This window comes from Sphaerisporangium sp. NPDC049003, from assembly GCF_043197795.1.
In the GTDB taxonomy this organism is placed as follows: domain Bacteria; phylum Actinomycetota; class Actinomycetes; order Streptosporangiales; family Streptosporangiaceae; genus Sphaerisporangium.
The window spans coordinates 141,047-166,735 of sequence record NZ_JBICTU010000015.1; the positions used below are offsets into that span (position 1 = coordinate 141,047).

Genomic DNA, 25,689 nt, shown 5'->3' on the forward strand with positions numbered 1-25,689 from the left:
CACGCGCCGCCGACTGCGTTAGGTTTGTGGTCCGGCAACTGGGGCGTCGGAGGGGGCGTGAGCTCGTGAACACCGTGCCGTCAGGAACGGGGCCACTGTCACCGGAGTTCACCGGGATCGATCCCGCCCTGATGGACCGGTTCATCAGCGAGATGGAGCACGCCCGGGGGCTCATCGGCGAGCACACGCAGGCGATCCGCCAGGTGTTCGCCACCGAAGGCGTACCCGCCACCTCGCTCGACCCGATCGGCGAGGTGGAACGCTGGATCGACGAACACCTCCCCGACCTACGCCGCCGCAGCAAACTAGCCCACAACACCGCCCAACTCCCCAACTGGTCCCCGGGGGCGGCGAATGGCCTGATGTCCTACGAGGAGAAAGACGTCCTGCCTGCGGCGGAGGCACGCCGCCTGGGCGCGGAGCTGGCCGCTAAATACAAGAAGCTGGACTCCGGCGTCTTGTCACCCCTCGGCCGGGACCAGAGCTACCAGCAGATCGTCGACACCCTTGCCGCACATGTCAACGATCCCGAGTACACCGCCGCGTTCTTCGCGGCCCTCGGGCGGCAGGGCACGCTCGACCTTCCGGCGACGCTGCGCCACAACCTCGCGCCTCCCGGAGAGGCGACCCTCGCGCCACCCCGATCCGACGACGGCATATTGAGCACCGTCAGCCAGGCTTTCGGCACCGCCGTCTCGGCGGGGTCCCACGTGCCCGGATTCTCCAAGATCAAGGACTCGCTGGCGCACACCGCGCTGTCCGGCGCTGATCAGGTCAATGCCGGCCTGCTGCTGAGCGCGGGATCCTTTCCTGCGAAATGGCTCGCCCAGGTTGCCGTGACGCAGGGGCTCGGAAAGCCACGTAACGTCAACGCGGGACTTCTGTACGCCCTGGGAAACAACCCCGGCGCGGCACGCCTCGCCCTGAGCACCGTCACAGGGCAAGATCAGTCGAAACTAATCAAGCTCCTCAAAGACTTCACCGCCCACACCAGTGGCCCGTCGGCGCTGGCCGGTGAGGCCGACGCCTTCGGACGCATGCTGGCCGCCGCCTCCGGCACCTACGACGAGAAGGACGGCCAGCACAGCAAAGACGCGGCGGCATTCGCCTTCACCGTCATGACGACCCTCGGGGGCCTCAACATCGGCAGAGCCACCCGCATACACCTATCGGAGATCGCCGGCGCGTACGCGACCGAGATAGCTGAGGGAGCGGATTTCAGCGACGCCAACCACCTGCTGCCTAGCGCGTTCGGAGAAGTGACATCCCAGACCCCAGGGTTGAAACCCATATTCCGTCTGAGCCCGAAGGACACCTACCGGTTCATCGAGACCTTCTCTGACAGCACAGCAAACCAGCGACCGTTCCGGGAAGGCATGGGAAACCTGGCTCGCAGGCTGGTCAATGCTGAAGTTCCCGCCATGCTGAAGAGCAAGGATTCCACCCGCTTGAGCGACGTTTTCGCTGCCTTGGGCAATGTGGCCGGACTCCAGTTAGCCGCTGAAAAGAAGCACAGCAAGGCTGCGGATGACGCCGACGACGCAGCAGGGAAGAACTTCAGCACCATATCCGGCAATGCCTTGGGTGTCATCGGCATCTTTATCCCAGGCGAGGAGTTGGGAGCGACCTTATGGACCTTGCTGAGTGGGGCTTGGTCGGCATGGGACACATACAAGCCCGATAGGGAAAAAGAGGGCGAAAAAGTCGATAAGGCCAATCATGAGGAAACACTCGGCCGCCAGCATGGCATAGCACAATCACTGATTGATGCCGGAATCAAACCGAAGGTGTCGCCGCGCGACTATCAGACCATGTACCCATCTGATGCCTCTATCGTTGGCGACGATGACAAACTTCACCCCTTCGCCGAGATCCTTAAGTCCAAGAACAACGGCAGCCTGGAATCCCTTGACCGTTGGTTACTGGAGAACGGCATGGGCAAGAGCAGCCAGCTCTCAATCGGCGAATTGTCCAATCGCTTTGCCGATAGATTCGAGGGCAAAAAAGAGCGCACAAAAGAACGCGCCCTCGACTTCGAATAACAACTCAAGAGGGCCGCAGACACTCAGTCTCACCCCGTATCGAGTATTCACCCTTCGTGTGCGAGTTTAGAAGCAGAACAGTCGCCGTTGAGTTGTCGGCAACCGTCACCGTCCCGATGCCACCGTTCCCATCAACTATGGAGTAGTCTCCAACTCGTTTGACGGCTCCAAGCATCATGTCGTTAAGCGCATCCGGTGCCGTCCCTGCTTCAAGGTCACGACCTGTTGCAGCATAAGTTTGTTTGGCTTTTCCTTCGGCACACGGGATGTCTTTGCCGCCTGGATCCGAGATAGTGACACTCTTAGCATTTCGTTCCTTCAAGAGTTGAAGGATGTGAGCTTTCAACGTCTGCCCCGCTTGGGCGGCGGTGGGGCCTTTGTCGGATGTGCAGGCAGTCAGGGACAAGGGCGTGAGCAGTGCGAGTACGGCGGCCTTGCGGCGGAGCTTTACGGGACTGGTCAGGCCGAGCATCGTTTTCGCCTCCAGGTCTGGCCGGGGAACCGGTCGAGCCCACATAATCTCAGTGAGAACCCCTGCGCCATCTAGTATCTACAGTTTCATCGATCCTTCCACCGCAGCGGGAGCCAGGGTTGCCCCTTGACGACGATCTGGTGCCGAACCCGAAGTATCGGGATCTGGAGACGGCGCTCGCCGCCGTGCGTGCGCACATCCACGTGCTGGAGACCGCCCTCGATCCCGTCTGCGCGCACTTCGGTGGCCAGGCCGTATGGGTGGGGCCTACCGCGCGGGCCTTCGGAGAAGAACTGAACGGCCGCAGAGCAAGGATCAGAACAGCGGCGCAACACGTCCTCGCCGAGCTTGAGGCAGAGTTGCGCGCCACCCCCACCAAGGTCTCCCGAGCGGCGGCGTCCAGCATGAGTGGTTGGGGTTGACCCATCGCGTTCGCCACGGGTACGGACTGCCAGTCGCCGCCCCAAACGACGGCCGGCCCTGAGTGAACATAGTGACAGGGTTGAAGTACCGGGTCAGGCTCTCGAAGGTGACATGGCCTGGAGCATTGCCGGGTCCGGTGCCCGTACATCGGCCAGTGCCTCGCGCCAGTCGGCGCTCGCCGCCCCAGTGGGATTAAGCAGGGCGTCGAAGTCGTGTGCCCGTACCACCACGGTGATGCTGGGCCCGGTGGGAGGCGTCTCCCGGATGGCGTCGGTGGCGAATCGACAGGCCTCCTCGATCTCCCCAGCCTTGGCCAGAGCACATGCGTAGGCGAAGCGCACAAGCGCCGGATCGTTGGAAGCACTGTTGTCGTACGAGGCGAGCGCGCGGCTCACGGCCTCCGCCGTGCCGTCCAGGTCACCGAGATCGGCTCGCCCACGTGCCTCGTAGAAGGTGTGCCTTTCGGGTTGGAACGACAGGATGCCCGGCTGAAGCTCGTCGGCTGAGCATCGCTCCAAGGTGGTGCGGGACCTGCTGATGGCTCGTTCGAAGGCGGTCCGATCGCCCAGGGACGCGTGGGCCAACGCGGCGAGCCCCCACATCCACGCGATAGCGGGAGTGGCGCCCACCGCGTGCTCCAGCCTTGCGGTGACGGTCGTCAGGACTGAGCGTGGGTCCGCCGAATATGTCGGCATGAGTGCGGCGCTGGTCAGCGCGAGGTCACCGAGGTAGAGGTCTCCTGCCTCGTCCGCCGCCCGCCTCGCAGCGGCGTACCAGCGGCGAGCCAGCGGAAAGTGATTGGCGCAGAACATGATCTCGCCGACGACGATGGAGAGCTTGGCTCCTACTCGCGTCAGCCGACGTTGCGCCTCGGCCGGCTGCCTGTAGGCGAGCAACTCCCTGACGCTCGCCAAATGAAGGAGCGCTTCCGGCAGCACCGACGGCGGTGGAACCTTCTGGCCGAGCCGGTCGGCTTCGTTCTCCAGAAAGAGCAGCCGAGCTTCGCCGACGTTACTGGAGTCGAGTGCCTGCTCGAACAGGTCAGGGCCGCGCAAGATGCTCTCGCTGAGGCCGATGGCCAAGGTGGTCGCGCCGAGTTGGAATACCTCTCGCCGTCTCGTGGCCGCCTCCCGAGGGTCGGGGCGCATGGCATGAACGCCGGAGTCCTTTCCTACAGGGTCGTACGGCGCGAGGAGTTCCGCAACGGTGTGGCCGGGAAACATCCGCTCTAGGACCCGGCAATGGTCGGCATGCGGCTTGGTCTTCAGGTGGCCTTTGAGCCAGCGACCGAAAGCCTCCCGGCTCGGCGACGACCCGATCAGGTTGCGATCGAGGCTCCGGGCCACCTTGTCGTACTCCAAGCAGAACGCCCGATGCGTCTCCTGATGACGCTTCATCAGCAACACCTTCAGCAACGTCTGCCGGCCAGACATGGGCGATACCCACCCTCCGCTATCGATCACCTACAATAAGTCACCTCTGCACACGGTAAAGCTTCTCACCACCGCGTTCAGCTTCTTTCCTACGACGACACAGACAAGACACACCGGCGACAGCCCGATGACCTGTCACGCCGAACCGGACCGCTCCGCGTGATCCTCAGCGGCCCGACCCGAGCTACGCAAACGGCCCGAATTAAACCGGTACACGAAATCACCGGACACCCCGAGGCAGACAGGGGTGACCCAGGCACATCATCGGAGCCACTCCGCGCGGCGCCCAGACCCCCAAACGGCGACTGGCCCTGGGCGAACGTAGTGAAAGGGCTGAGATAGCGGCTCCGCTTCATCCCGTATTAGCCAGAGTCGATTTCACCCTAAGTAGCAACCCAGCTCCGGATGGTTACGAGATGATGACCGCGTGCATCCCCCCCGCATCGACTTTGGCCGGATACATCGACGAATCGATCCACACCGGTGCCCGCCTGTACGTGATCGGTCTCGTAGTGGCGGACCCGGGCATCGCGGACGACGTCAGACGTCATGTGTCGGCACTGGTTCCCTCCGCGCGCCCGCCGCACTGGGCGATGGAGGACGAGCCGACCCGTGCTGCACTGATCAAGGAGATCGGTGCCATTCCGGTCGAAGCACATGTGTACGGCTGCCGCTTCGAACGGCCGAAGCGCAAAGAGGCCGCGCGAGCGCGTCCCTGACGTGGCTGGCGCAGGACCTGCCGCGCCAGGCCCGTGAGGTCGTGGTGGCCGAGCGGGAGGCAAGCCAGGACCGACAGGACCGGAAGGTTCTTGGCGGGCTGGCAGGACGACCGGCGCGCTTCGCGTACCGGCATGCTCCCTATGCGAAGGAGCCACTGCTCTGGCTGGCGGACGTCATCGTGAGCAGCACGGCCAAACTGCTGGCACTCGATGAGGACATGACGGGCCGGGGACTTGACTCCGTGCTCGATACATCGGCTGCGAGCCCGAGTAGTCTGCGAACACGCGAAAGCCGGGCCACCACCTGCGGAGGTTAACCCGGCTCCACTTCATGACCCCGAGTGGGCCATGCATCACCCATGGTAGCCGGGCCGTCGCAGCGTCTGTCAAGCCGATAGCCCACATGGCCGAGGAACACCGCGCTCATCACGTCCCGCCCTGTCAGTTATACGGCTCGCGTCTGGCGATACTCGGGTCGTGCCCGCCGCTTGCTCCGTTCTCGGGCTGACCAGGGCCGGTCGGCGAGTATCGCTTACCGTCGATGGCCCACACCATGGGCTTGGAGCGGTCGTTCGCCCAGGCGGCCCGGACATTCCGGAAACCCAGCAGACCCAGACCTTGCTGGAGAATCTGGAGCAGCTTTACCACTGACGCAACCCGCCCCGACCTAGGCATACCGTCCATGGCGATCTCTCGCGTCCGGGCTCGTCCATGGCCGTTATCACCCAGATATCACTCAGCCACGGTCCAGGCGAGGGGTTGAGGGACACTATGCATGCCTAGACATGGAACCTGGGCAGTTGGAGCTCGATATGATCTTCAACTGGATAACAAAGATCAAGCTACATCCACTGCACGCGGACGATGTATACCTCGCGTTGGGGCTCCAACACTAGATAGGTCACGAGTCCACGCTCTCCAAACGGCATGACCCGCATGTTGCCATCGGGCTTGCTGGGCGCTTGCGGTCCGCCGGCCCAGGGCTCCAGCTCAACCAAGTCCAGCACCCCGACCAGATACCGTATGGCATCCTCGGGGAGGGCCGCGATCTGTTCTTGAGCGACAGGATCGGGCTCAACGATCGAGTACACCTACCGCTCGACCCCGCGCTCAGCCAGCAGTTGGCGCCACGTCTTGTCTCCCCGAGGGAGCGGCTTGCCGACGTCAGCCAGTTTCTGGACACGGGCAGACCGCTCGTAGAGATCTCTACGACCCTGCGGATCCTTGATCGAGTCGCACGCGATAAGCCACCAGGTATGGATGAACTCGCTTAGCCGGCCGAGGTCCAAACTGGCGCGGACCTCAGCCAAGACGACGTCAAGACCCGCGTCGAACCCATCTCGGTCCTGCGGCACGACCAACGCTCTGCGGATGGCGCGCAGATTCTTCTCCGGCAGGGGGCCTTCGGGGGTGAACTCGTGCGGTTGCGCGCTCATGCCGCCAGTGTACTAACAGGTACTTAGCGCGGCCCAGCCAATCGCAGGACCTTACGCAACATCGAGTGGCCACTCATCGCTCCCGAAGCCGCCAAGGTGGAAGCTGCCGCCCCACTCTCTCAGTCGGCCTGTGGGAGGGAGCTGACCACCGACGAATCGATGCCGGCTCCACCCACACCGTGAAGACTGACGTGCTACGGCACGGAAGGGACACGGGAGGGACAGTTCCACGACCTTTCGCGGCGCAGCGGAACGCTGCTGGCAACCTCCTCCGCTTCCTAGCGTCACCGCCGAACGACAAGCGAGTGATGGAGGTAGCGCAGATGCCCGGTGAAGACGCCGGAGCGGGCCTGTGGGGGCACTGGGACAGTGATACGAGGCGCGGACGCCTGAGCGCCGGGGTCCGGTCGCTGGAGAAGGCGGTGTTCCGGGCCGGGGAGGTGAACGTGGGTGAGGCGCGGCTGTGGATACGCAAGGTCCTCGACGGTCATCCGCGCTGTGACGACGCGGTGCTCCTGCTGTCGGAGGCCGTGACCAACTCGGTGGTCCACACCCGTTCCACGGTGATCGGGACGGTGGTGCGCATGGAGGAGGACGGCCGCGTACAGATCGAGGTCGTCGACGACGGCGCGGAGACCATGCCCTCCACCTGCCGCCACTCCCCCGGCGACCTCGTGGAGTCGGGACGCGGGATCGCGCTGATCCGCGCACTGTCGGACCGGTGGGGGTTCAGCGAGGAGAGCCCCCGCTGCGTCGTCTGGTTCGTCCTCGATCCGTAGTGGTTCACGGGACCCGGGGCGGAGGCCGGGCGGACCCCGCCGCCGGCCTGCCGCTTCACATGTCGGTGGCGGCCCGCCACCGGCCTGCCGCGTCACGTGTCGGGGGCGGCCCGCCACCCGCCTGCGGCGTCATGGTGTCGGCGTCGGCCTGTGGCGGGCGTGGCGTCAGGTGTCTACGTCTGCCTGTGGGCGGCCGCCGGACAGGAGCGGGTAGCCGGGTCCCCGGTCGAAGAATGCGGGTGGCCGCGCGGTACGGAGCTCCGCGCGGAGCCTCTCCGTGGCGTCGAGGTCGACCCGAGGTTCCCCGCCCGAACCGGCCGAACCGGCCGAACCGGCCGAACCGGCCGAAGCGTCCGAACCGGCCGAAGCGTCGGAGTCGCCCGGGTCGTGCAGGATGACGCCGTAGTCGTCGTGGGCCGCTTTCGCCGAGACCTTGCCGTCGCGGACGTCCGCCGCCACCAGCGCCGGGTCGCGGTCGTACGGTGAGCCCCAGCCGCCGCCCCCGGTGGTCCTGACCCGGACGATCTCGCCCTCCTTCACCGGGAAGTCGTCGACGAGCCCCTCCATCTCCCGGTCGCCGACGGTCACGAGGAACGGACGTCCGGCCCTGCCGCCGTTCACTCCCCAGCACGCGAGGATCGAGCGGTCGGCGATGGACATGAACGAGGCGTCCCGCAGCATGCGGATGTGCTTGTCGTACCCGAGACCGCCGCGGTAGAGCCCCGGGCCTCCGGAGTCGCGGGCGAGCCCGAGCCGCTCCACCCGGAAGGGCCAGCGCGACTCGGCGAACTCCACGGGGATGTTGCGCGAGTCGGGGACGACGTGGATCGTGTCCTCCCCGTCGGCGTACCAGCGTCCGCCCGAACCGCCGCCGAGCACCTCCCTCATGAGGTACGGCCGGCCCTCGTGGTCGTCCCCGTACACGCCGGTGTAGCGGATGGTCTCCTGGTCGGCGGGCATGCGCCCGCCGGTGGCCTTGGCGAGCACCCCGGCGAGCACGCCGAGCAGGCGCAGGATGACGAAGGTACGGGCGTTCGTCGGCGCCGGGAAGATCGGCGTCAGCAGGGTCCCCTTCTCGGGGAACCTCATCTCGATCAGCGGCACGACGCCCTCGTTGACGTCCAGCTCCGCCATCCGCTCGGGGGTGTCGGCGAGGTTGCGGAGGATCGGCGCCAGCCACTTCTTCAGGAACACCCCGTCGGCGTAGTCGCCGGCGTGGTTGATCGGGCCCTTGGCCTGCGGCGAGGTGCCGGTGAAGTCGATGACGAGCGGCTTGTCCGCCGCGTGGTCGACGGTCAGCGTGATCCGCTGGGCGTGCAGTCTCGGCTCGTCCACGCCGTCGTGCTCGGCGTAGTCCTCCCAGACGTGGACCCCCTCGGGGATCTTGGCGAGCAGCTCGCGGCGGAACGTCTCGGTGGTATTGGAGATGATCGCGTCGAAGCACGCCTCGACCGCGGCCCTTCCGTACCGGCCGAACAGCTCGCCGAGGCGGCGGGCTCCCATCAGGCAGGCCGAGCACTCGGCGTCGAGGTCCCCGGCCAGGGAGTCGGGCATGCGGGAGTTGCGGGTCATGATGGTCAGGGCGGCGCGGTTGGGCTCGCCGCGGTCCCACAGCTTGATCGGGGGGACCATCAGCCCCTCCTCGAAGGCGCTGCGCGCGTGGGAGGGCATCGAGCCGGGCACGGCCCCGCCGATGTCGTCGTGGTGGCCGAACGCCTGCACGAACGCGACCACCTCGCCGTCGTGGAACACCGGCACGGTGACGCACAGGTCAGGGAGGTGGCCGATGCCGCCCTCGGACAGGTAGACGTCGTTGTGGAAGAAGACGTCACCGGGGTTCATCTCGGATACCGGGAAGTCGCGCACGATCGGCTGGACGAGGGCGGAGTACGAGCGGCCGGTCAGCTTGCGCAGCCGTACGTCGTGGATTCCCGCCCGGAAGTCGTGCGCGTCACGGATCATCGGGGAGCGGGCCGTGCGGGCGATCGCCGTCTCGACCTCCATCTCCACCGACGCGAGCGTCCCTTCGACGATCTCGACCAGCACCGGGTCAACCGTTGTCACTCGCCCGCTCCGTCCTTGTGCGCGGTGGTCCGGCGGACCACGAGGTTGGCGTGCCGGTCCACCTCGGCGGTGAAGCCCGGATGCAGGGGCAGCGTCGAGCCATACTCCTCGATCACCGCGGGCCCGGTGACGACGTCACCGCGGCGCAGGTCGCCGCGCCGGTGGACGGGCGCGGTCCACCAGCCGTTCTCCTGGAGCGGCGAGTCCGGGTCCTCGTCGAAGTACACCAGCCGGTCAGCGGGGGGCACGCTCACCGCGTCACCGGCCGCGGGAAGCCCGCGGGACTCGGGAAGCGCGCGGAGCTCGGGAAGCCCGTGGGACTCGGGAAGCGCGCGGAGGTCGGGGAGCTCGGGGATGGCCGGGCGGGTGATGGGGCCGATGCCGGAGACCCGCAGGTTGACCCATTCGACGGCGTGCCGGGGATCGTCGCGGTAGCCGTACCCGTAGAGCTTGTGGTGGGCCTCGTGGAACCGGTCGAGCACCTCCGCGCGCCACGCCTCGTCTACCGGACCGGCGGGGGCGGGCACGCGCACCTCGTACGCCTGGCCGTAGTAGCGCAGGTCGGCGCTGCGCGCGTAGACGTGCCGGTCGCCGGGGAAGCCCTCGCGGTCGAGCGTGGCGGCGGCCTGGGCCTCCAGCTCGCCGAGGATGCCCGCCGCCGTGTCCAGGGAGAAGTCGCGGGTGACGTGCGTGCGGACGTAGTCGTTCTTCACGTCCACCGTGAGCAGCCCGAACGCCGACACGTTGCCGGGGTTGGGCGGCACGACGACCGCCGGGACGGACAGGATGTCGATCAGACGGCAGACCAGCAGCGGCCCCGAGCCGCCGAAGGCCACCATCGGGAAGTCCCGCACGTCGAGCCCGCGCTTGACGGTGATCTGCCTGATGGCGTTCGACTGGTTGAAGGCGCTGATCTCAAGGACGCCGACGGCCGTGCGCTCGGGCGACAGGCCGAGCTTGCCCGCGAGCGCCTCGATGCCGGCCCTGGCCGCGTCCGCGTCCAGGGGGATCTCGCCGCCGAGCAGGTGGGGCGGCACGCGGCCGAGGAAGACGTGCGCGTCGGTGACCGTCACCTCGGTGCCGCCCTTGGCGTAGCAGATGGGGCCCGGGTCGGCTCCGGCCGACTTCGGCCCGACCTTCAGTGTGCCCTCGGGGGAGATCCACGCGATGGAGCCGCCGCCCGCGCCGACGGTCACGATGTCGATCATCGGGATCTTGCACGGGTAGCGGCCGATGGAGCCCTCGGTGGTGAGGGTGGGCTCGCCGTCGACCACGACCGCGACGTCCGTCGAGGTGCCGCCGCCGTCGAGGGTGATGACCGAAGGGTGCCCGCCCGTGCCCGCGATGAGCGCGGCGCCCAGCGCGCCCGCCGCCGGGCCCGACAGCACCGTCGTGATCGGCTGGTGGACCACCTCCGTCGCCGACAGCACCCCGCCGTTGCTCTTCATCACCGAGAACGGCATGCCGAGGCGCGAGGACAGGTTCGCGATGTAGCGCCGCATGGTGGGCTTGACCGCCGCGTCGACCAGGGTCGTGACCGAGCGCTCGTACTCGCGGTACTCGCGGAGCACGTCGCTCGACAGGGACACGACCGCGTCGGGATGCTCCCGCTCCAGCACGTCGCGCATGCGCCGCTCGTGCGCGGGGTTGGCGTACGAGTGCAGGAAGCACACGCCGAGCGCGGTGACGCCGCGGTCGCGGAACCACCGTGCCACCCGCACGGCCTCCTCCTCGTCGAACGGCCGCACCTCCTCGCCGAGGTGGTCGAGCCGCCCGCCGACGGTCCTCACCCGGTGTACGGGCACGATGCGCGGCGGCTTGACCCAGAAGTATGAGTTCCCGTAGCCGTCCGGCACGCTCTGCCGGGCTATCTCCAGGATGAACTCGAAGCCCTCGGTGGTGACGAAGCCCAGGTCGACCGGGCGGTCTTCGAGCAACTGGTTGGTCGCCACGGTCGTGCCGTGCACGATGCCGCCGACCTCCGACAGGCTCCTGCCGGCCAGGACCTTGTGCACGCCGTTCATGAACCCGTCGGCGGGGTTGGCCGGAGTGGAGGGGGTCTTGGTCGTGATGATCTCACCGGTCTGCTCGTCCACCGCGACCACGTCGGTGAACGTGCCCCCGGTGTCGACGCCGATTCGGACGCTGCGCATGCCTTCAGTGTCTACTGAACCCCTCCGGATTCAGGAATCAGCAACAACCGCCAAGGAATCATCCACCCGTAGGCAGATCTCGCTTCCCCCATCGTCACCGCGTCCTCGCAGGCCATGGGCGCCACCGTCGGCCGCCCCGGGCGTCTTCCTACTCCGTCACGCGTCGACCCGGCCGGAGGGATGAGCGACCGAACTGTATGCTGACGCCCCGTGAGTGAAATGTCCGCCCTATCCGCCGCGCCCGCACATCCCCACCGCGACGGCGTTCTGAGGTTCTTCCACGGCCCCATGGACTGCGGGAAGTCCACGCTGGCGCTGCAGATGAACTACAACCACGGCCGCCAGGGCAGGCGGGGGCTGGTGCTCACCAAGCACGACCGTTCGGGCGGACCTCAGGTCACCAGCCGTATAGGGCTCGGGCTCGAAGCCATCGAGGTCCTCGACGACCTCGACCTGGTGGAGCTCGTACGGGCGCACGACCCCGTCGACTACCTCATCTGCGACGAGGCGTGCTTCTACACGGTCGCCCAGATCGAGCAGCTCGCCGACCTGGTCGACGCGCACGGCGTCGACGTCTACGCGTTCGGCCTGGCCTCGGACTTCCGGTCGCGGATGTTCCCGGCGGCGCAGCGCCTGTTCGAGCTGGCCGACGAGGTGTCGCGGTTGCAGGTCGAGGTGCTCTGCTGGTGCGGGCGCGAGGGCAGGCTCAACGCCCGCGTCGTCGACGGGATCATGGCCCGCACCGGTGAGCAGGTTGTCATCGCCGACACCGACGGCGCGCAGGTGCACTACCGCGTGCTGTGCCGCCGGCACTACCGCACCGGCGACCTCGGCGTCGCGGTCCACGCCTAGCGTTCGCTCGCCTGCGAGAAGCCTTCGGGCCAGGAGCCTTAAACCGAGCGGGTGTCGCCCTGGTCCGGCGGCGCCTGGCCGGTGAGGGAGGCGACCTCCCGCAGGGCGGCGAGCAGCGTGTCCTCGGGTTGCGCGCCCGAGACGGCGTACTTGCCCTCGAAGAGGAAGAGCGGCACACCGCTGATGCCGAGCTCACGGGCGCGGTCGAGCTGCGCGCGGGTCTCCTCGGCGCCGTCCTCGCCGTCCAGGGACACCTGGACCCCCTCCTCGGCGGCGAGCCGGGCGAGGGTCTCGCGGCTGCCGATGTCCAGGCCGTCGCTGAAGTAGGCGCGGAACAGGCGCCGGGCCATCCGCTCGCCCCTGCCCTGTTCCGTCGCGGCCAGGATGAGCCGGTGGGCGTCGAAGGAGTTCGCCTGGACGGCCCGGTCCATGTGCAGGTCGAGGCCGGACTCGGCCGCTACCCCCGTCACCCGCCCGGTGAGCTCCCGCACCTTGTCGGGCCCGCCGAACCTGCGCTCCATCCACGTGCTGAGCGGCTCCCCGAGGGACTCCGCGTCCGGCGCGAGCTGGAAGGGGCGCAGCCGCACCTCCACCTCGCCGCCCTGCTCGCGGTAGCGCTCGGCGGCGCGGGTGAAGCGCGTATGGCCGATGTAGCACCAGGGACAGACGACATCAGAAAAGATCTCAACCTTCACAAGATGCTCAAACCCCAAGTATCAGGCGAACATTCCGGGGCGACCGTCAGGGAGCGGAGGAGATGTCGTCCATACGGGCCGCGAGCTGCTCGGGGTCGCCGCCGAGCAGTGCCGAGGTCGCGCGCCACCAGGCGAACCACTCGCCGCTGCGCCACATCCAGTCGACGCGCTCGACCGCGGCGATGACGTCGCCCTTCGCCTGCCACCACGGACCGACCTGCTCGCCCGTGGCGCCGTGGCGCAGCGCCCAGTGACGTAGCCGCTCGGCCGCGTGCTGGTCGACGGTCACGGCATACGGGTCGGGGTCCTCGCCGGGAAGCGGGTGAGGGCCGAGCCCCGCCGCCACTCCCCAGCTCCACTGGGCCTCGGCGGGCCCTGAGTAACGCAGCGTGGCGAAGTCGAGGTTCGACCCGAGCCCACCGCCGGGCCGCTCCAGCACCACGGCGTCCAGGCGCCCGCCGGCGTCGAACGAGACGACCAGGCGCTGCCCGGGGATGACCTCCTCGGGGAGGTCGATCCGGTCCTGCTCCTGCCAGGAGTTGAGGTCGACCGACGCGACCGGCGCGCCCCACGCCACGTCGGCGGTGTCGTCGGCGATCCAGGCGGCCAGCATCTCCAGCACCGTGAGGTCGGTCCACGGCTCGATGGCGGTGTTGGCGGCCAGTACCTCGTCGGGGGCCGGGATCTTCCCGCCGCGCCCGGCCGTCCACCATCCCGTGCCGAGCGCGCCGGTGCCGATGAGCAGGCCGGCGATCGCGGCGAGCTCGGAGGACCGCCTGGTGAGCGCGGCGCCCTGCGCCAACTCCACACAGCGCGCCATGCGGTCGTCGCCGAGCGCGGCTCTGGCCTCGCTCAGCAGCAGCGCAGCGGTCGGATGCTCCTCACCCAGGAGGTCGTGGATGAGTCGCCGGGCCTCCGATCGAGCATCCTCTGCACGGAACTCACGCATATCACCACGTTACGCCCGGAGATCCTCTTCCGCGAGGTTCCGTAACAACCCTGGGATCTACCTGTCACGTACGCGCGTGAACGTTGCCGGGAACAGGCGAAGGATCTAAGCAGGGCCGCTAGCGCCCGCGGCCGGTGCGCCCGAGCAGCCATCCGATGACGGCGCTGCCGAGGGCGATGCCCGCGCCCATGCCGAAGGCCGTCAGCACCGGCCAGACCGGGGCGCCGCCGCGCGACCGCTCGGACGCCTCGCCGCGGGGCCGTTCGAACACCTGCCCGGCCTCGGGCCGCTCCGCCGCCTGGCTCCTGCCGCCGTTCGCGGAGGGGACGGGCGGGGTCGCGGAGGGGACGGGCGCCAGGCCGCCGGGAACCACCGCCGGAGCGAGGCCGTCCTGGAGGTGCTGCTCGACCGCGGTGAAGAACTCCCCGGCGGTCTTCTTCGCGACGGAGCCGAGCATGCGCTGGCCGACCCCGCCGATCATGCCGCCGACGACCGCCTCGGCGTCGTAGTCGACCCGGGTCGCGCCGCCATCGACCTCGCTCAGCGTGATGCGCACGGTGGCGTCCACGGTGCCGGGGGCTCCGGCGCCCCGCGCGCGCAGCGTGAACCGCTCGGGCTCCTCGGGGTCGGAGAGCGCGACCTCACCCTGGTAGATGCCCTTGATGGAGGCGACGCCCGCGCTGACCGTCATGCGGTAGGTGTCCCCGCCCGTGGCCTCCAGCCGCTCGCACCCCGGGATGGTGCGCACCAGGACCGCCGGATCCTGCAGGGCGGCCCAAACGCGACCCCGGTCGACTCCGACCACGGCACTGCCAACGACCTTCATGGACACCTCCGATGCCGAGAGACTAGAGACCCACCCGCGACGCGGATAAGGGCAACTTCTGCCCGCCGATGACGCCGGGCGTCGTCAGGTCTCGCTGGCTCACTGCCATCCGTCTCACGTGGGGATCACGCTAACACCGGCGTGACGCGGCCGCCTTTGAAGGCCACCACGGCCATTCCAGGGACAATCAGGGACATTATCCCGATAACGTCCCGACTTCGGCCCAGATTCATGAGCGGTCTTCGTCTTACCGTGAGTTCGGGATATAACTAGCCAATTGTTCCGCAGCTGCGGAGGGGGCGACACGCTGGGGGGCGGATCACCGTGAGTGCTCAAACGACGGGGCTTCACTTCTCTGTCCTGGGGCCGCTCACCGCGACCCGCGACGGGGAGGTACTCGACCTCGGGGGCAACCGCGTCAAGGCGGTCATCGCGACTCTCCTCATCGCCCAGGGCAAGATGGTGACGGCCGAGCGGATCGTCGAGGCGGTCTGGGGGGAGCAGGCGCCGAACAGCGTCATGGCGAGCCTGTATTCCTATATCACCAAACTCCGCAAATCCCTCGAACCCGACCGGCCGTCGCGGTCCCCCACCGGCATCCTCGACCGCCAGGGACCCGGGTACGTACTGCGCGTCAGGCCCGATTCGGTGGACGCCGAGCGCTTCGCCGCGCTGGCCGAGCGCGGCGCCCGGCTGCTCGTCGACGACCCGGCCACCGCGGCCGACAGCCTCGCGACCGCGCTCGGGCTGTGGCGCGGGCCCGCGTACGTCGACCTCGGCGACAGCGACGTGGCCACGGCCGAGGTCGCGCGGCTGGACAACGCGCGGCTGGCCGCCCGCCAGGACCACGCGGCGGCCCTCCTGGCCGTGGGCACCGCCGTCCTGGCCGTGGGCGAGCTGGAGCCCCTGGTCCGCGAGCACCCGCTCGCCGAACGCTCCTGGGAACTGCTGGCCCTCGCCCTGTATCGCACGGGACGGCAGGGGGACGCGCTCGCCGCGCTGCGCACCGCGCGCGAGCGTCTGATCGACGATCTGGGCGTGGATCCGGGCCCCTCCCTGCGCGCCATGGAGGCGGCGGTGCTCCAGCAGGACCCCGGCCTGGATTGGCAGCGTCCCCGCGAGACCGTGGCGCTCGCCGAGCCGGCCGAGCAGCGGGAGGCCCCCGGACCTCGCCTTCCCGCGCCACTGACCCGCCTCATCGGAGGCGAGGGCGCGGTGAGCACGGTGAAAGGCCTCCTCGCGACGCAACGCCTGGTGACGATCACCGGCGCCGCCGGCACGGGCAAGAGCCGCATGGCCCTGGAGGTCGCCCACCAGCACGCGGACCAGGCGGAGGGCGAAGGGCCGTGGCTGGCCCTGCTCGCCGACGTGGCCGACGAGGCGCTGCTCCCCGGCGCCATCGGCGCGGCGATGGGCACGGCGATCACCAAGAGCGCGGACGAGCTCGCGGCCTCGATCGGCGACCGCGAGATGCTCCTCGTGCTGGACAACTGCGAGCACCTGATCGACGCCGTCGCCGGCCTCGCCGAGAGCCTGCTGTCCCGGTGCCCCGGCCTGCTGCTGCTGGCCACGAGCAGGGAGCCGCTGTCGATCACCGGGGAGGCGACCTGGGATCTGCCGCCGCTGGATCCCGGCGGCGCGGGCGTCGAGCTCTTCGTGGAACGCTGCCAAGCCGTACGTCCCGGCTGGCGGCCCCGGCACGCCGAACGCCAGCTGATCTCCCAGATCTGCCAGGAACTGGACGGCCTGCCCCTCGCGATCGAGCTCGCGGCGGCCCAGACGCGCATCCTGTCGCTCCAGCAGATCGAAGAGGGGCTCAACGACCGCTTCTCGCTGCTGGCCGGCGGGTCGCGGACCGCTCCCGCGCGCCATCGCAGCCTTGAGGCGGCCATCGAGTCGAGCGTGAGCCTGCTCACCCCGCCCGAGCGGCGGCTCCTCGGCTGCCTCAGCGTGTTCGAGGGCGGGTTCGACCTGGAGGGTGCCGAGCGGCTGGACGACAGGCCGCCCGTGCTGCCCCGGCTGAGCGGGCTGGTCTCCAAATCGCTCGTCACCGTGGACGGCGCGGGAGGGCCCCGCCGCTACCGCATGCTGGAGACGATCCGGCGGTACGCGATGCGCGCCCTGACCGGAGACGAGCGGTCCGGCTGGGCGAACCGGCACGTCGCGTGGGCGGTAGAGCTGGCCGAGACCGCCGACCGCCGGCTGCGGACGTTCGACGGCGAGCGGTGGATGCGCAGGCTCCGGCACGAGCAGGCCAACATGCGCACCGCGCTCGGCCACGCCCTCACCGCAGGCGACGGGGACTCCGCGCTGCGGATCTCCACGGCGCTGGCCTGGCACTGGTACCGCGCCGGGAACGTGCATGAGGGCATCGGGTGGCTGACCAAGGCCCTGGACTCCGCCGGCCCCGACCATCCCAGCCGCGGGCAGGCCCTCATCGGACGGGCGCAGCTCCGCTACCTCGCCGGGGATCCGATCACCGGCAACGACGACGTCGAGGTCGCGCTGCGGCAGGCCGAGGCCGCGGGCGACATCGAGGTCATGGCCCGCGCCCTGCCCTACAGGGGGTACTTCCTGCAGCTCAGCGGCAACCCCAGCCAGGCGCAGCTCGCCCTGTCGGAGGGGTGGAAGCACGTACGGGCCGCCGGGCTGCCCTGGGTGGAGGCGGAGCTCATGATGGTGCGCGGGCAGATCACCCGCGTCGCCGGGGACCCCGCGCTCGCCGCCGGGCAGCTCCTGCAGGCGGCCGACATCGCCGAGGCGTGCGGCCACGACTGGGCGTACTGCTCGTCCGGCTGGGTCGGCGCGAAGGTCGCCATGGACCTCGGCGAGGCCGACCGGGCCGTCCAGGAGGCGGCGCGGCTGGTGGTGTACCTCGACCGCACCGAGGACATGACCTTGTGGCTGGCCTGCGCCCACGTGCTGGCCGGGGCCCTCGGCATGGCGGGCCGGGCGATGGAGGGCGCCGTGCTGCTCGGCGCGGTGTCGGCCATCGGCTCCCGCGTGGGCCACTCGCCCCAGCTGATGGACCCGCTCGACGGCCCGCGCAACGTGGCCGTCGTGCGCGCCACCCTCACGGTGGAGGCGTTCGAGGAGGCGACGGCGATGGGGGCGAGCCTCAGCAAGGAGGACGCCACCTCGATGGCCCGCCGCCTCCTCGTCCGCTCCCCCGGCGTCGAGGAGCACCGGACGGCACTCCGCGTCGACCGCTCCTGACCCCCGGGGCGGGCCCGGAGTACCCGCGCGGAACCGATGTGGCGCTCACGGGGTGCCGGGGGACTCTTCCGGGTTCCGGGTCATCGCCGTTCCGCCGTTGAGGCTGTACGGGCGGCGGGGTCCGGACACGATCGCGCGGTGCCCGGCGGCGACGCCGTTGTAGGAGCGGTTGCCGGGCCTCGGGCGCTCCTCCGCCGTCCGCCGGCGCTCCCAGGCCGCAAGGCGCCGCCGCGGCTCGGCCCCGTCGAGGAGGCGCGCCTCTCCCATGGCGGCCAGGGTGACGTTTCCGTACGCTCCGGCGAAAGCCCCGCTCAGCAGGCGCGCGATCAGCTGATGGTCGGCAGGGCGCACCTTGGACACGGCCTCCCGGATGTGCCGCCGGAAGGCGTCGAGGTCGTGCAGTTCCTCGTCGATCATCGCCAGGTTCAACGGCGGGCAGGGGCTCTCCGGGCAGAGCCGAGCGGCCCTGAGGAGGAAGGCCCGTGCCCGGTCGTGGTCCTTGGGCGGGTCGAGCGCGATGAGCGCCGCCTCCACCAGCAGCCCCCCGGCCGCCTCCCGCGCCTCCGCCCCCACGGGCTCCTCGGGCCGCGCGTGCCGGGGCTCGGGGCGCGGCGCCTGTACGACCTCCGCGAGCGACCCCTGTACGGGCTCCGCGCGGGAGGCGCGGCCGGGCGGGGCGATGAGGGAGCTCCCGTGTTCGAGCAGTTCGAAGGCGGCGGCGCGGTCGCTGTCCGCGAGCACCCGCGCCAGGGAGATCCACGCCTCGGCCACCAGGGGCCGGTGGGCGAGGACGGTCTGGAACGCGCGCTGGGCCCCCGGCTCGTCCCCCATCTCCGCCAGGCACGTGCCGAGCAGATACCAGGCGAGGGGCGCCGGATCGACGCCGGGATCGGGGAACACGGCCACCGACGCCGTCAGCTCGGCCGCCGCCTCGGAGTACCGCCCGAAGTACAGACGCAGGCGCGCCCGCTGGATCCCCACGCGGGCACGCCTGCGCGGATCCACCACCACCGCGTCCGCCAGGTCGAGCGCCCGCGCCGCGTCCTGGAGGCTCACGCCGTGGTCGATCCAGATCTGCGCGGCGTTCGTCAGCGCTACAGGGTCGTTCGGTGACAGCCGCAGCAGGGCGCCGTACCGCCGCAGGGCCTCGGCGGGCATGCCGTCGGCGTGGTGCAGGATCGCCGCGTTCAGCTCCTCTCCGTACTGGCGCCGTTGCCACTCGGCCGGCTCACGCCCGTGCTCGTCCCTGAGCCGGAGCGACGCCCTGTGCGAGTGCAGCGCCCGTACGACGGCCAGTCCGGCGACGGCGATGAGCGGTCCCATGCCGTTCCCGACGTCCTCGCCGTCCATGGCCGTTTCCGTCAGTACTCGTCGATGTTGACGATGGGGCCCGTCAGGCCGGCGCTCATCCGCGCGGGGGTGACGCGGACCCGGGGCGGGAGGTCGCGCCCGCCCCGGGCGGCGTCCGGCACGCTGATCCACGCCTCGGTGACGACGTCCTTGGAACGCACGGTCACCCGGCGGAACAGGTGCCTTCTCAGGTCGCGGTGCTCGTGCTCGATGACGTCCTCGAAAAGCTGCGCGGACAGGATGACGGCCAGGTCGGCGTCCGGATGCTCGTCGAGCGCCCCCCGCAGCTCGTCGCTGTCGCGCAGGCGGCACACCATGTTCACGGCACTGCCGGTGAAGCCGCCGTCGCCCACCCGCGTCGGACCCTGGTGGAACGCCACGCGCAGCCGCAGCCGTACGGGCGCGTTCCTGCCGAGATGGCGGTTGTGCTGGCGCAGGGCGACGCGCAGCTCACCGGCGAACCCGGCGATCGCGCGGGCCTCGTTCACCCCCGACGGCAGCAGCAGCACCAGCCCCTCGCCCTGCTCCCCCCGGAACATGACGGTCGCGGTCCCCGGCTGGGCGGGCTCGCGCCACTCGGTGAAGTAGAGCCGGTCGAGTCCCGCCTGCCCGCTCGCCTCGGCGATCACCTCGACGAGACGGCGGCGGAGCTCCTCCTGCCCGGGATCGTTCCATCGGCCGCGATTCTGGACGTCGAGGGCGATGCAGAGCCGACGGACCTCACCGCTCAGGTCGTTCACCGGTTCTCTCCTTTGGACGGGGCGGGACTGCTGGAGCTCACACAGCGTCCCGCTCCGGTCACGCCGGAACCTCATAATCCAACGGGTTGTCGCCGAGTCCGGCGAAGGTCTGCAGCCTGCGGATGTCGTGGACGACGATGCGGCGGTAGCCCGTGCCGACGACCCCGGCCCTGCGCAGCACGGTCAGGGCCTTGTGCACCGTCGGGTCGGCGGCTCCCACGAGCGCGGCGAGCTCCGGCTGCGTGAAGGAGACACCGATCATGATGCCCTCGTTCACCGGCTCGCCGTACGAGCAGGCCAGCTCGACGAGGATGCGGGCCAGCCGTGTGAGGGTGGAGAACGTGCCGTACTCGACCCGGCGGCGGGTGGTCCAGCGCACCTTGGTGACCACCGCCCGGTTGACGGCGAGCGATGCCTCGGGACAGCGGCCGAGGAACGTTACGAAGGCCTCCTGGGAGATGAGCCGCACCAGGCAGGGGCCCGCCGCGGTGACGGTGGCCGCCCGGGGACGCCCGTCCAGGGCCGCGAACTCCCCCACGAGATCGCCGCCGACGCGTACCCCCAGCAGCGCGACCTTGCCGCTCTCGGTGTTCGCCGTGATCTTGACGCAGGCGTCCACGAGGAGGAAGACGTCGGTCGCCCTGTCCCCTTCGAGGATCATCGTCTCGCCCGCGGTGAACTGCCGGGGGCGCCCCAGCCCGAGCAGTTCGTCCCTGGTGGCATCGCCGAGGCCGCCGAGGAGGCTGCCGCGCGGCCATGGGCCTACCTTGCGAATCACACGGCGCCGCCCGGGTTCGGGGCCGTTCATGGTGATCCTCCCAGCGTGATGGTGGCCGGCTCGCGGCCGATGGACGACGCCCGGACCCCCACCCGAGCTTTCCGGCGATGAGGAAGGCCACGTCCACGGTGATCCGAGGAGCTGGGCGGCCGTCCTCGCCTGAGCGCGCCGTCCTTTCCGCGCGCTCGGGGTGCCGCGATTTTCGTTCGCCCTACGACTATGGGCGGAGGTCCTTGCGAAGACCTTGCGGCTGGGTGACGGGCCCCCGGCCGTGATCTCGGGTTTGCGGCAGAGGATCACCGCGATGGCAAGATGGCTCACCATGATCTGGGGACGGAAGGCGTTACGCGTCGCGCTTGGAATTGGACTTGTCGGGATATGTTCGGCGAGCGGCACCGTCCTCCCCGCCACCTCCGACGCCGCGCCACCCCTCCCCACCGCGCCGCCCCTCCCCACCACGCCGCCCCTCCCCACCGCGCCGGACGCGACCGCCGTACCGGACGCGACCACCGCCTCGGACCCGGCCGCTGCCCCTGACCCGGCTGCCGCGGCGAGCCCGTCGCCCCCCTCGCGGGTGGGGGCGCTCCCCCGGCCCGGCGAGGTGGACCGCGTACGGAAGCGCGCCGGACGGCTCCCTGTGGTCACCGCCATCCCGACCAGGCGCAAGGTCGTCTTCCTCACCATCGACGACGGCTGGGAGCAGGACCCCGGGTTCGTCGAGCTGGTCAGGGAACGGGCGGTCCCGATCACCGTGTTCGCCATGCGCGACGCGGTGGAGGCCAGGGGCGTGCCCGACCCCTCCGCCGCCGGCGGGCACTACGTGGGCGCGGGCAAGTGGTCCTACTTCCGCGAGCTGCGCGACCTTGGCGTGCCGATCGAGGACCACACGCTCACCCATCCGAACCTGTGGGGTCTCGGCTACGCGGCCCAGAAGGCCGAGATCTGCGGCTCCGCCAAGGTCATCGCCAAGCGGATCGGGCGCCGCCCCACGCTCTTCCGCCCGCCCTTCGGCAACTTCAACGACACCACCCTCCGCGCCGCCAAGGCGTGCGGCCAGTCGGCCCTGCTCCTGTGGACGGCCAGCGTCCAGCCGGGCGGCAAGATCTCCTACCAGGCCCCCGACAAGAAGCTCCACCCCGGCGACATCCTGCTGCTGCACTTCCGCGCCGATCTGGCCAGGGACTTCCGCGTCCTGCTCGACAAGATCGAACGGCGCGGCTTCGAGCTCGGCGATCTGGACGCCTACCTCAGGGCCGCCGGATTCCTGCCTCCGGCTCCACCGGGGGGCGTACCCACGAGTCAGCCTGTGGAGTGACGCCATACGGGCGGCCGGGAACGATCATTGGACAGGCCGCCGGGAACGCCCGGGGTCCATCCGGGGAAGACGGGGCGCGAGTCCCTTGTGACCGGGGCGCCCCGGCGAGCATTCTCGGTTCCGCGGGGACCGGGTGCCGCGAGTGGGGGCCGGTGTGCCTGTGGGGGGCCGCCGGGCCGATGTGACGAAGATCGCATGACTCGCGGCACCCCCAAATGCTCTACAGCCTGTAGTACTACCTAAAGTAGAACTACGACGTGTAGAGCTCCTGACCCGTGAGGGGAAGATGGACGCATTGGACCTGGCTCGGTGGCAGTTCGGGGTCACCACCGTGTACCACTTTCTCTTCGTACCCCTGACGATCGGCCTCGGCGTCTTCGTCGCCGGGCTGCAGACGGCCTGGCACCGCACGGGCAAGGAGCACTACCTCAGGCTGACCAGGTTCTTCGGGAAGCTGTTCCTGATCAACTTCGCGATGGGCGTGGTCACGGGCATCGTCCAGGAGTTCCAGTTCGGGATGAACTGGAGTGAGTACTCCACCTTCGTGGGCGACGTGTTCGGGGCGCCGCTGGCGATGGAGGCGCTGCTCGCGTTCTTCCTGGAGTCGACCTTCCTCGGCCTGTGGATCTTCGGCTGGGAGCGGCTGCCCAAGCGGATCCACCTGGCGTGCATCTGGGCCGCCGCCATCGGGTCGAACCTGTCGGCGTACTTCATCCTCGCGGCGAACGCCTGGATGAAGCACCCGGTGGGCTACGAGGTGGTCGACGGGCGGGCCAGGATGACCGACCTGTGGGCCGTGCTGACCAACTCCACGGCCACGGCCCAGGTCCCGCACGTGATCGCGGCGGCCTTCATCGTCGCCGGAGGGTTCGTCGTCGCGGTGAGCGGCTACCGGATCCTGCGCGAGCGGCGCCTCGCCGCCGACGGGGACGCGACCGTGCCCCTCACCAGGGTGGCGCGCGGACGGGCCGCCGGCCGCGTCCCGCGCGACCCGGCCATGTGGCGGACGAGCCTTCGCGCCGCGCTGGTCATGACGGCGATCGCCGGAGTGGTCGCCGCGGGCAGCGGCGACCTGTCGGGCCAGCTCCTGCGCGAGCAGCAGCCCATGAAGCTCGCCGCCGCCGAGGGGCTGCGGCACGACGTCGAGGGCGCGCCGTTCTCGCCCGTGCCGGGCCTTGAGGTGCCGAAGGTGCTCAGCCTGCTCGCCGCGCACGACCCGGACGCCGAGGTCCAGGGCCTCGACGACCTCCAGAAGCGGTACGAGGAGCAGTTCGGCCCCGGCGACTACCAGCCCAACGTGCCGGTCGTGTTCTGGTCGTTCCGGGTCATGATCGGGTTCGGGCTCGCCACCGTGGGCCTGTCGGTCCTCGGGCTCTGGCTGACCCGGCGCCGCCGCGCGACGCCCGCGTGGTTCGCCAGGGCCTGCCTGCTGGCGCTCCCGCTGCCGCCCCTGGCGATGATCGCCGGATGGCTGCTCAGCGAGATCGGGCGGCAACCCTGGACCGTCCAGGGCGAGTTGCTCACGGCGGCGAGCGTCTCGCCGGGGGTCACCCTGAGCGAGGTGGCGATCTCCCTGGCGATCTTCACGCTCCTGTACGGGGTGCTGGCAATCGCCGAGGCCAGACTGCTGGTGCGGCACATCAAGGCGGGACCCGAGCCCGTCGAGCCGTCCGTCGACCCCCGCCTCCCCGACGACCTCGACGCCGAGGCCGCCCGCCTCGCGCCGACCCTGATGTACTAGGAGACCGCCATGGAGCTCACCACCTTCTGGTTCCTGGTCGTCGCCTTCCTGTGGACCGGCTACTTCGTGCTCGAAGGCTTCGACTTCGGCGTCGGCGCGCTGCTCCCGCTGCTCTCCCGCGACGAGGCCGAGCGCGAGCAGATGCTCGCCACGATCGGCCCGGTCTGGGACGGCAACGAGGTCTGGCTGATCACGGCCGTGGGCGCCATGTTCGCGGCCTTCCCGGTCTGGTACTCGGGGCTGCTCAGCGGGTTCTACCTGCCGCTGGTCATGGTCCTGATCGGGCTGATCGTGCGCGGCGTCGCCCTCGAATGGCGCGGCAAGGTCACGGCGCGGGAACGCGTCCTGTGCGACGCGGGCATCGTGACCGGGAGCGTGCTGACCGCCTTCCTGTGGGGAGCCATCTTCGGCAACCTGCTGTACGGCACCACGGCGGCGACCGTGCTGGGCGGCGCTCTCTCGCTGTCGCTGGCCGTCCTGCACGGCGCGGTGTTCGTCGCCCTGAAGACGGCCGGGCCGCTCCGCGCCAGGGCGCGCCGCGCCGCGCTCGCGGTGGCGGCGCCCGCCCTGCCGATCGCCATCGTGGCGCTCCCCGGCCTCCCGTCGGCGGGACCGGCGGCCACCGCGGACGCGGCCGGCCAGGCCGGTACGGCCGGTCAGGGCACGGCCGGCCAGATGGGTACGGCCGGTCAGATGGGTACGGCCGGTCAGATGGGTACGGCCGGTCAGATGGGTACGGCCGGTCAGGCTCAGGTGGACGGCGTCGGCTGGACCTCGCATCCGCTGCTGTGGGTGGCGGCCCTGGCGGCCATGATCGCCCTGGCCGCCGCCGTCGCGCTGATCTGGCGCCACCGCGAGGGCTGGGCGTTCACCGCCACCGCCGCGTCCATCGTGCTGATGACCGGCGCCCTGTTCGGGACGCTGTGGCGGGCCCCGCTCCCCGGCCTCACCGTCGCGGAGGCGGCCTCCGGGCCGTACACGCTCGGCGTCCTCACCTGGATCGGGCTGATCGCGCTGCCGTTCGTGCTGGCCTACCAGGGCTGGACGTACTGGGTGTTCCGTAAGCGCGTCACGGTCTGAACGCCCCTACCAGGGCTTGACGTACCCGGTGATCCGCAGGGGCGTCACGGTCTGAACGTCCCACGGTCGCGCCCTGCCCGGCCGCCGACGTGCCGCGGGCGCGGACCCCAAGGTCCGCGCCCGCTTCGCCGCCGGGGATCAGCAGGTGGGAGCCACCGCGTCGATCTTGCCGCCGAAGTCGTTCTTGTACACCTGGCGGTAGTCGCCCTTCCTGACCACGCGCGTCTCCTTCTTGTCCGGCACGTGGATCCAGTTGATGAAGCAGCCGTCGGCGTCGGCCTGGAAGGACCCGACGTTGTCGTGAAGGGCCGACGGCACGTCGACGTAGCCGTTCCCCGGGTTCCAGCACCATGACGCGCCCGTGTAGTCGCGCCCCGCCCAGAGACAGATGTCACCCGGTCCCCTGTTCTCCGGCGCGCCCTGGGCGCCGGCGGACGCCTTCGAGGGCACTCCCGACGACGCCACCGCCTCGGGAGCCGGGGTGGCGAGCGCCACCACCATGAATCCGATCATGCCCGTCGTCGCGGCGATACGCGTCCTGCGTGTCATCGGCTGCACTCCGCTTCCTCCTCGTGTACGGCGGTGCCCAGGTGATCCGGGCGGCTTCCGTCACGAAATGTAGCAGC

General features: G+C 69.9%; 21 protein-coding genes. 9 read left to right on the plus strand and 12 right to left on the minus strand.

What is annotated here, in order from left to right:
- Nucleotides 1–65: 65 nt before the first annotated feature.
- On the plus strand, nt 66–2,042 hold the full coding sequence (locus tag ACGFIV_RS18380) for a DUF6571 family protein (RefSeq protein ID WP_392836186.1): 1,977 nt from the start codon (nt 66–68) through the stop codon (nt 2,040–2,042).
- A gap of 4 nt (nt 2,043–2,046) precedes the next feature.
- On the opposite strand, the gene ACGFIV_RS18385 is transcribed toward ACGFIV_RS18380, so the two are convergent.
- On the minus strand, nt 2,047–2,514 hold the full coding sequence (locus tag ACGFIV_RS18385; RefSeq protein ID WP_392836189.1) for a hypothetical protein: 468 nt from the start codon (nt 2,512–2,514) through the stop codon (nt 2,047–2,049).
- Nucleotides 2,515–2,633: 119 nt separating this feature from the next.
- On the opposite strand from ACGFIV_RS18385, the gene ACGFIV_RS18390 reads away from it, so the two are divergent.
- Complete coding sequence (locus ACGFIV_RS18390; protein WP_392836192.1) at nt 2,634–2,936, plus strand: hypothetical protein; 303 nt, start codon at nt 2,634–2,636, stop codon at nt 2,934–2,936.
- Between the two features lie 93 nt (nt 2,937–3,029).
- On the opposite strand, the gene ACGFIV_RS18395 is transcribed toward ACGFIV_RS18390, so the two are convergent.
- Nucleotides 3,030–4,343, minus strand: coding sequence for a hypothetical protein (locus tag ACGFIV_RS18395; protein WP_392836195.1), 1,314 nt, complete (start codon nt 4,341–4,343; stop codon nt 3,030–3,032).
- Between the two features lie 443 nt (nt 4,344–4,786).
- Between ACGFIV_RS18395 and ACGFIV_RS18400 the strand changes: the two genes are divergently transcribed.
- Nucleotides 4,787–5,089: a hypothetical protein gene (locus tag ACGFIV_RS18400; protein ID WP_392836198.1), complete on the plus strand. Its 303-nt coding sequence runs from the start codon at nt 4,787–4,789 to the stop codon at nt 5,087–5,089.
- A gap of 1,091 nt (nt 5,090–6,180) precedes the next feature.
- Here ACGFIV_RS18400 and ACGFIV_RS18405 read toward each other — a convergent pair.
- Entirely contained in the window at nt 6,181–6,525 is a 345-nt protein-coding gene (locus ACGFIV_RS18405) for a DUF6247 family protein (RefSeq protein ID WP_358553304.1), read from the minus strand.
- 323 nt (nt 6,526–6,848) lie between these two features.
- Here ACGFIV_RS18405 and ACGFIV_RS18410 point away from each other — a divergent pair, with 323 nt between their 5' ends.
- Entirely contained in the window at nt 6,849–7,304 is a 456-nt protein-coding gene (locus ACGFIV_RS18410; protein WP_358553302.1) for an ATP-binding protein, read from the plus strand.
- Between the two features lie 165 nt (nt 7,305–7,469).
- Here the strand turns inward: ACGFIV_RS18410 and ACGFIV_RS18415 are convergent, their stop codons facing one another.
- Both ACGFIV_RS18415 and ACGFIV_RS18420 read right to left on the minus strand, forming a co-directional pair.
- Nucleotides 7,470–9,368, minus strand: a complete 1,899-nt coding sequence (locus ACGFIV_RS18415) for a hydantoinase B/oxoprolinase family protein (protein WP_392836203.1) — start codon at nt 9,366–9,368, stop codon at nt 7,470–7,472.
- Nucleotides 9,365–11,521, minus strand: a complete 2,157-nt coding sequence (locus ACGFIV_RS18420) for a hydantoinase/oxoprolinase family protein (RefSeq protein ID WP_392836206.1) — start codon at nt 11,519–11,521, stop codon at nt 9,365–9,367. The genes ACGFIV_RS18415 and ACGFIV_RS18420 overlap by 4 nt, the downstream gene beginning before the upstream one ends.
- 219 nt (nt 11,522–11,740) lie before the next feature.
- Between ACGFIV_RS18420 and ACGFIV_RS18425 the strand changes: the two genes are divergently transcribed.
- Nucleotides 11,741–12,373: a thymidine kinase gene (locus tag ACGFIV_RS18425; RefSeq protein WP_358553326.1), complete on the plus strand. Its 633-nt coding sequence runs from the start codon at nt 11,741–11,743 to the stop codon at nt 12,371–12,373.
- A gap of 38 nt (nt 12,374–12,411) precedes the next feature.
- Here ACGFIV_RS18425 and ACGFIV_RS18430 read toward each other — a convergent pair whose 3' ends face one another.
- From ACGFIV_RS18430 to ACGFIV_RS18440, 3 genes are all read right to left on the minus strand, one after another.
- Complete coding sequence (locus ACGFIV_RS18430) at nt 12,412–13,068, minus strand: DsbA family protein (protein WP_392836209.1); 657 nt, start codon at nt 13,066–13,068, stop codon at nt 12,412–12,414.
- 46 nt (nt 13,069–13,114) lie between these two features.
- Nucleotides 13,115–14,017, minus strand: a complete 903-nt coding sequence (locus ACGFIV_RS18435; RefSeq protein WP_358553294.1) for a hypothetical protein — start codon at nt 14,015–14,017, stop codon at nt 13,115–13,117.
- 118 nt (nt 14,018–14,135) lie between these two features.
- Nucleotides 14,136–14,843 carry a carbon monoxide dehydrogenase subunit G gene (locus ACGFIV_RS18440; RefSeq protein ID WP_358553292.1) on the minus strand — a complete coding sequence of 236 codons (708 nt, stop codon included), beginning with the start codon at nt 14,841–14,843 and terminating at the stop codon, nt 14,136–14,138.
- Nucleotides 14,844–15,167: 324 nt separating this feature from the next.
- Here ACGFIV_RS18440 and ACGFIV_RS18445 point away from each other — a divergent pair, with 324 nt between their 5' ends.
- Nucleotides 15,168–18,059, plus strand: coding sequence for a BTAD domain-containing putative transcriptional regulator (locus ACGFIV_RS18445; RefSeq protein ID WP_358553290.1), 2,892 nt, complete (start codon nt 15,168–15,170; stop codon nt 18,057–18,059).
- A 45-nt stretch (nt 18,060–18,104) separates the two neighbouring features.
- Here the strand turns inward: ACGFIV_RS18445 and ACGFIV_RS18450 are convergent, their stop codons facing one another.
- The 3 genes from ACGFIV_RS18450 to ACGFIV_RS18460 are packed head-to-tail and all read right to left on the minus strand — an operon-like array spanning nt 18,105 to nt 20,957.
- Entirely contained in the window at nt 18,105–19,409 is a 1,305-nt protein-coding gene (locus ACGFIV_RS18450) for a tetratricopeptide repeat protein (RefSeq protein WP_358553288.1), read from the minus strand.
- An 11-nt stretch (nt 19,410–19,420) separates the two neighbouring features.
- Nucleotides 19,421–20,149: a hypothetical protein gene (locus ACGFIV_RS18455; RefSeq protein ID WP_358553286.1), complete on the minus strand. Its 729-nt coding sequence runs from the start codon at nt 20,147–20,149 to the stop codon at nt 19,421–19,423.
- Between the two features lie 58 nt (nt 20,150–20,207).
- Nucleotides 20,208–20,957, minus strand: coding sequence for a Crp/Fnr family transcriptional regulator (locus tag ACGFIV_RS18460; protein WP_392836216.1), 750 nt, complete (start codon nt 20,955–20,957; stop codon nt 20,208–20,210).
- A 274-nt stretch (nt 20,958–21,231) separates the two neighbouring features.
- Between ACGFIV_RS18460 and ACGFIV_RS18465 the strand changes: the two genes are divergently transcribed.
- From ACGFIV_RS18465 to cydB, 3 genes are all read left to right on the plus strand, one after another.
- A complete protein-coding gene (locus tag ACGFIV_RS18465; protein WP_392836219.1) occupies nt 21,232–22,242 on the plus strand; it encodes a polysaccharide deacetylase family protein in 1,011 nt (336 codons plus the stop codon).
- Between the two features lie 286 nt (nt 22,243–22,528).
- Complete coding sequence (locus ACGFIV_RS18470) at nt 22,529–23,983, plus strand: cytochrome ubiquinol oxidase subunit I (RefSeq protein WP_358553281.1); 1,455 nt, start codon at nt 22,529–22,531, stop codon at nt 23,981–23,983.
- 9 nt (nt 23,984–23,992) lie between these two features.
- Nucleotides 23,993–25,063 (plus strand): cytochrome d ubiquinol oxidase subunit II, encoded by a 1,071-nt coding sequence (gene cydB / locus ACGFIV_RS18475; RefSeq protein ID WP_392836222.1) that lies wholly within the window; start codon nt 23,993–23,995, stop codon nt 25,061–25,063.
- Nucleotides 25,064–25,201: 138 nt separating this feature from the next.
- Here the strand turns inward: cydB and ACGFIV_RS18480 are convergent, their stop codons facing one another.
- Nucleotides 25,202–25,612, minus strand: a complete 411-nt coding sequence (locus ACGFIV_RS18480; protein WP_392836225.1) for a peptidase inhibitor family I36 protein — start codon at nt 25,610–25,612, stop codon at nt 25,202–25,204.
- Between the last annotated feature and the right edge of the window lie 77 nt (nt 25,613–25,689).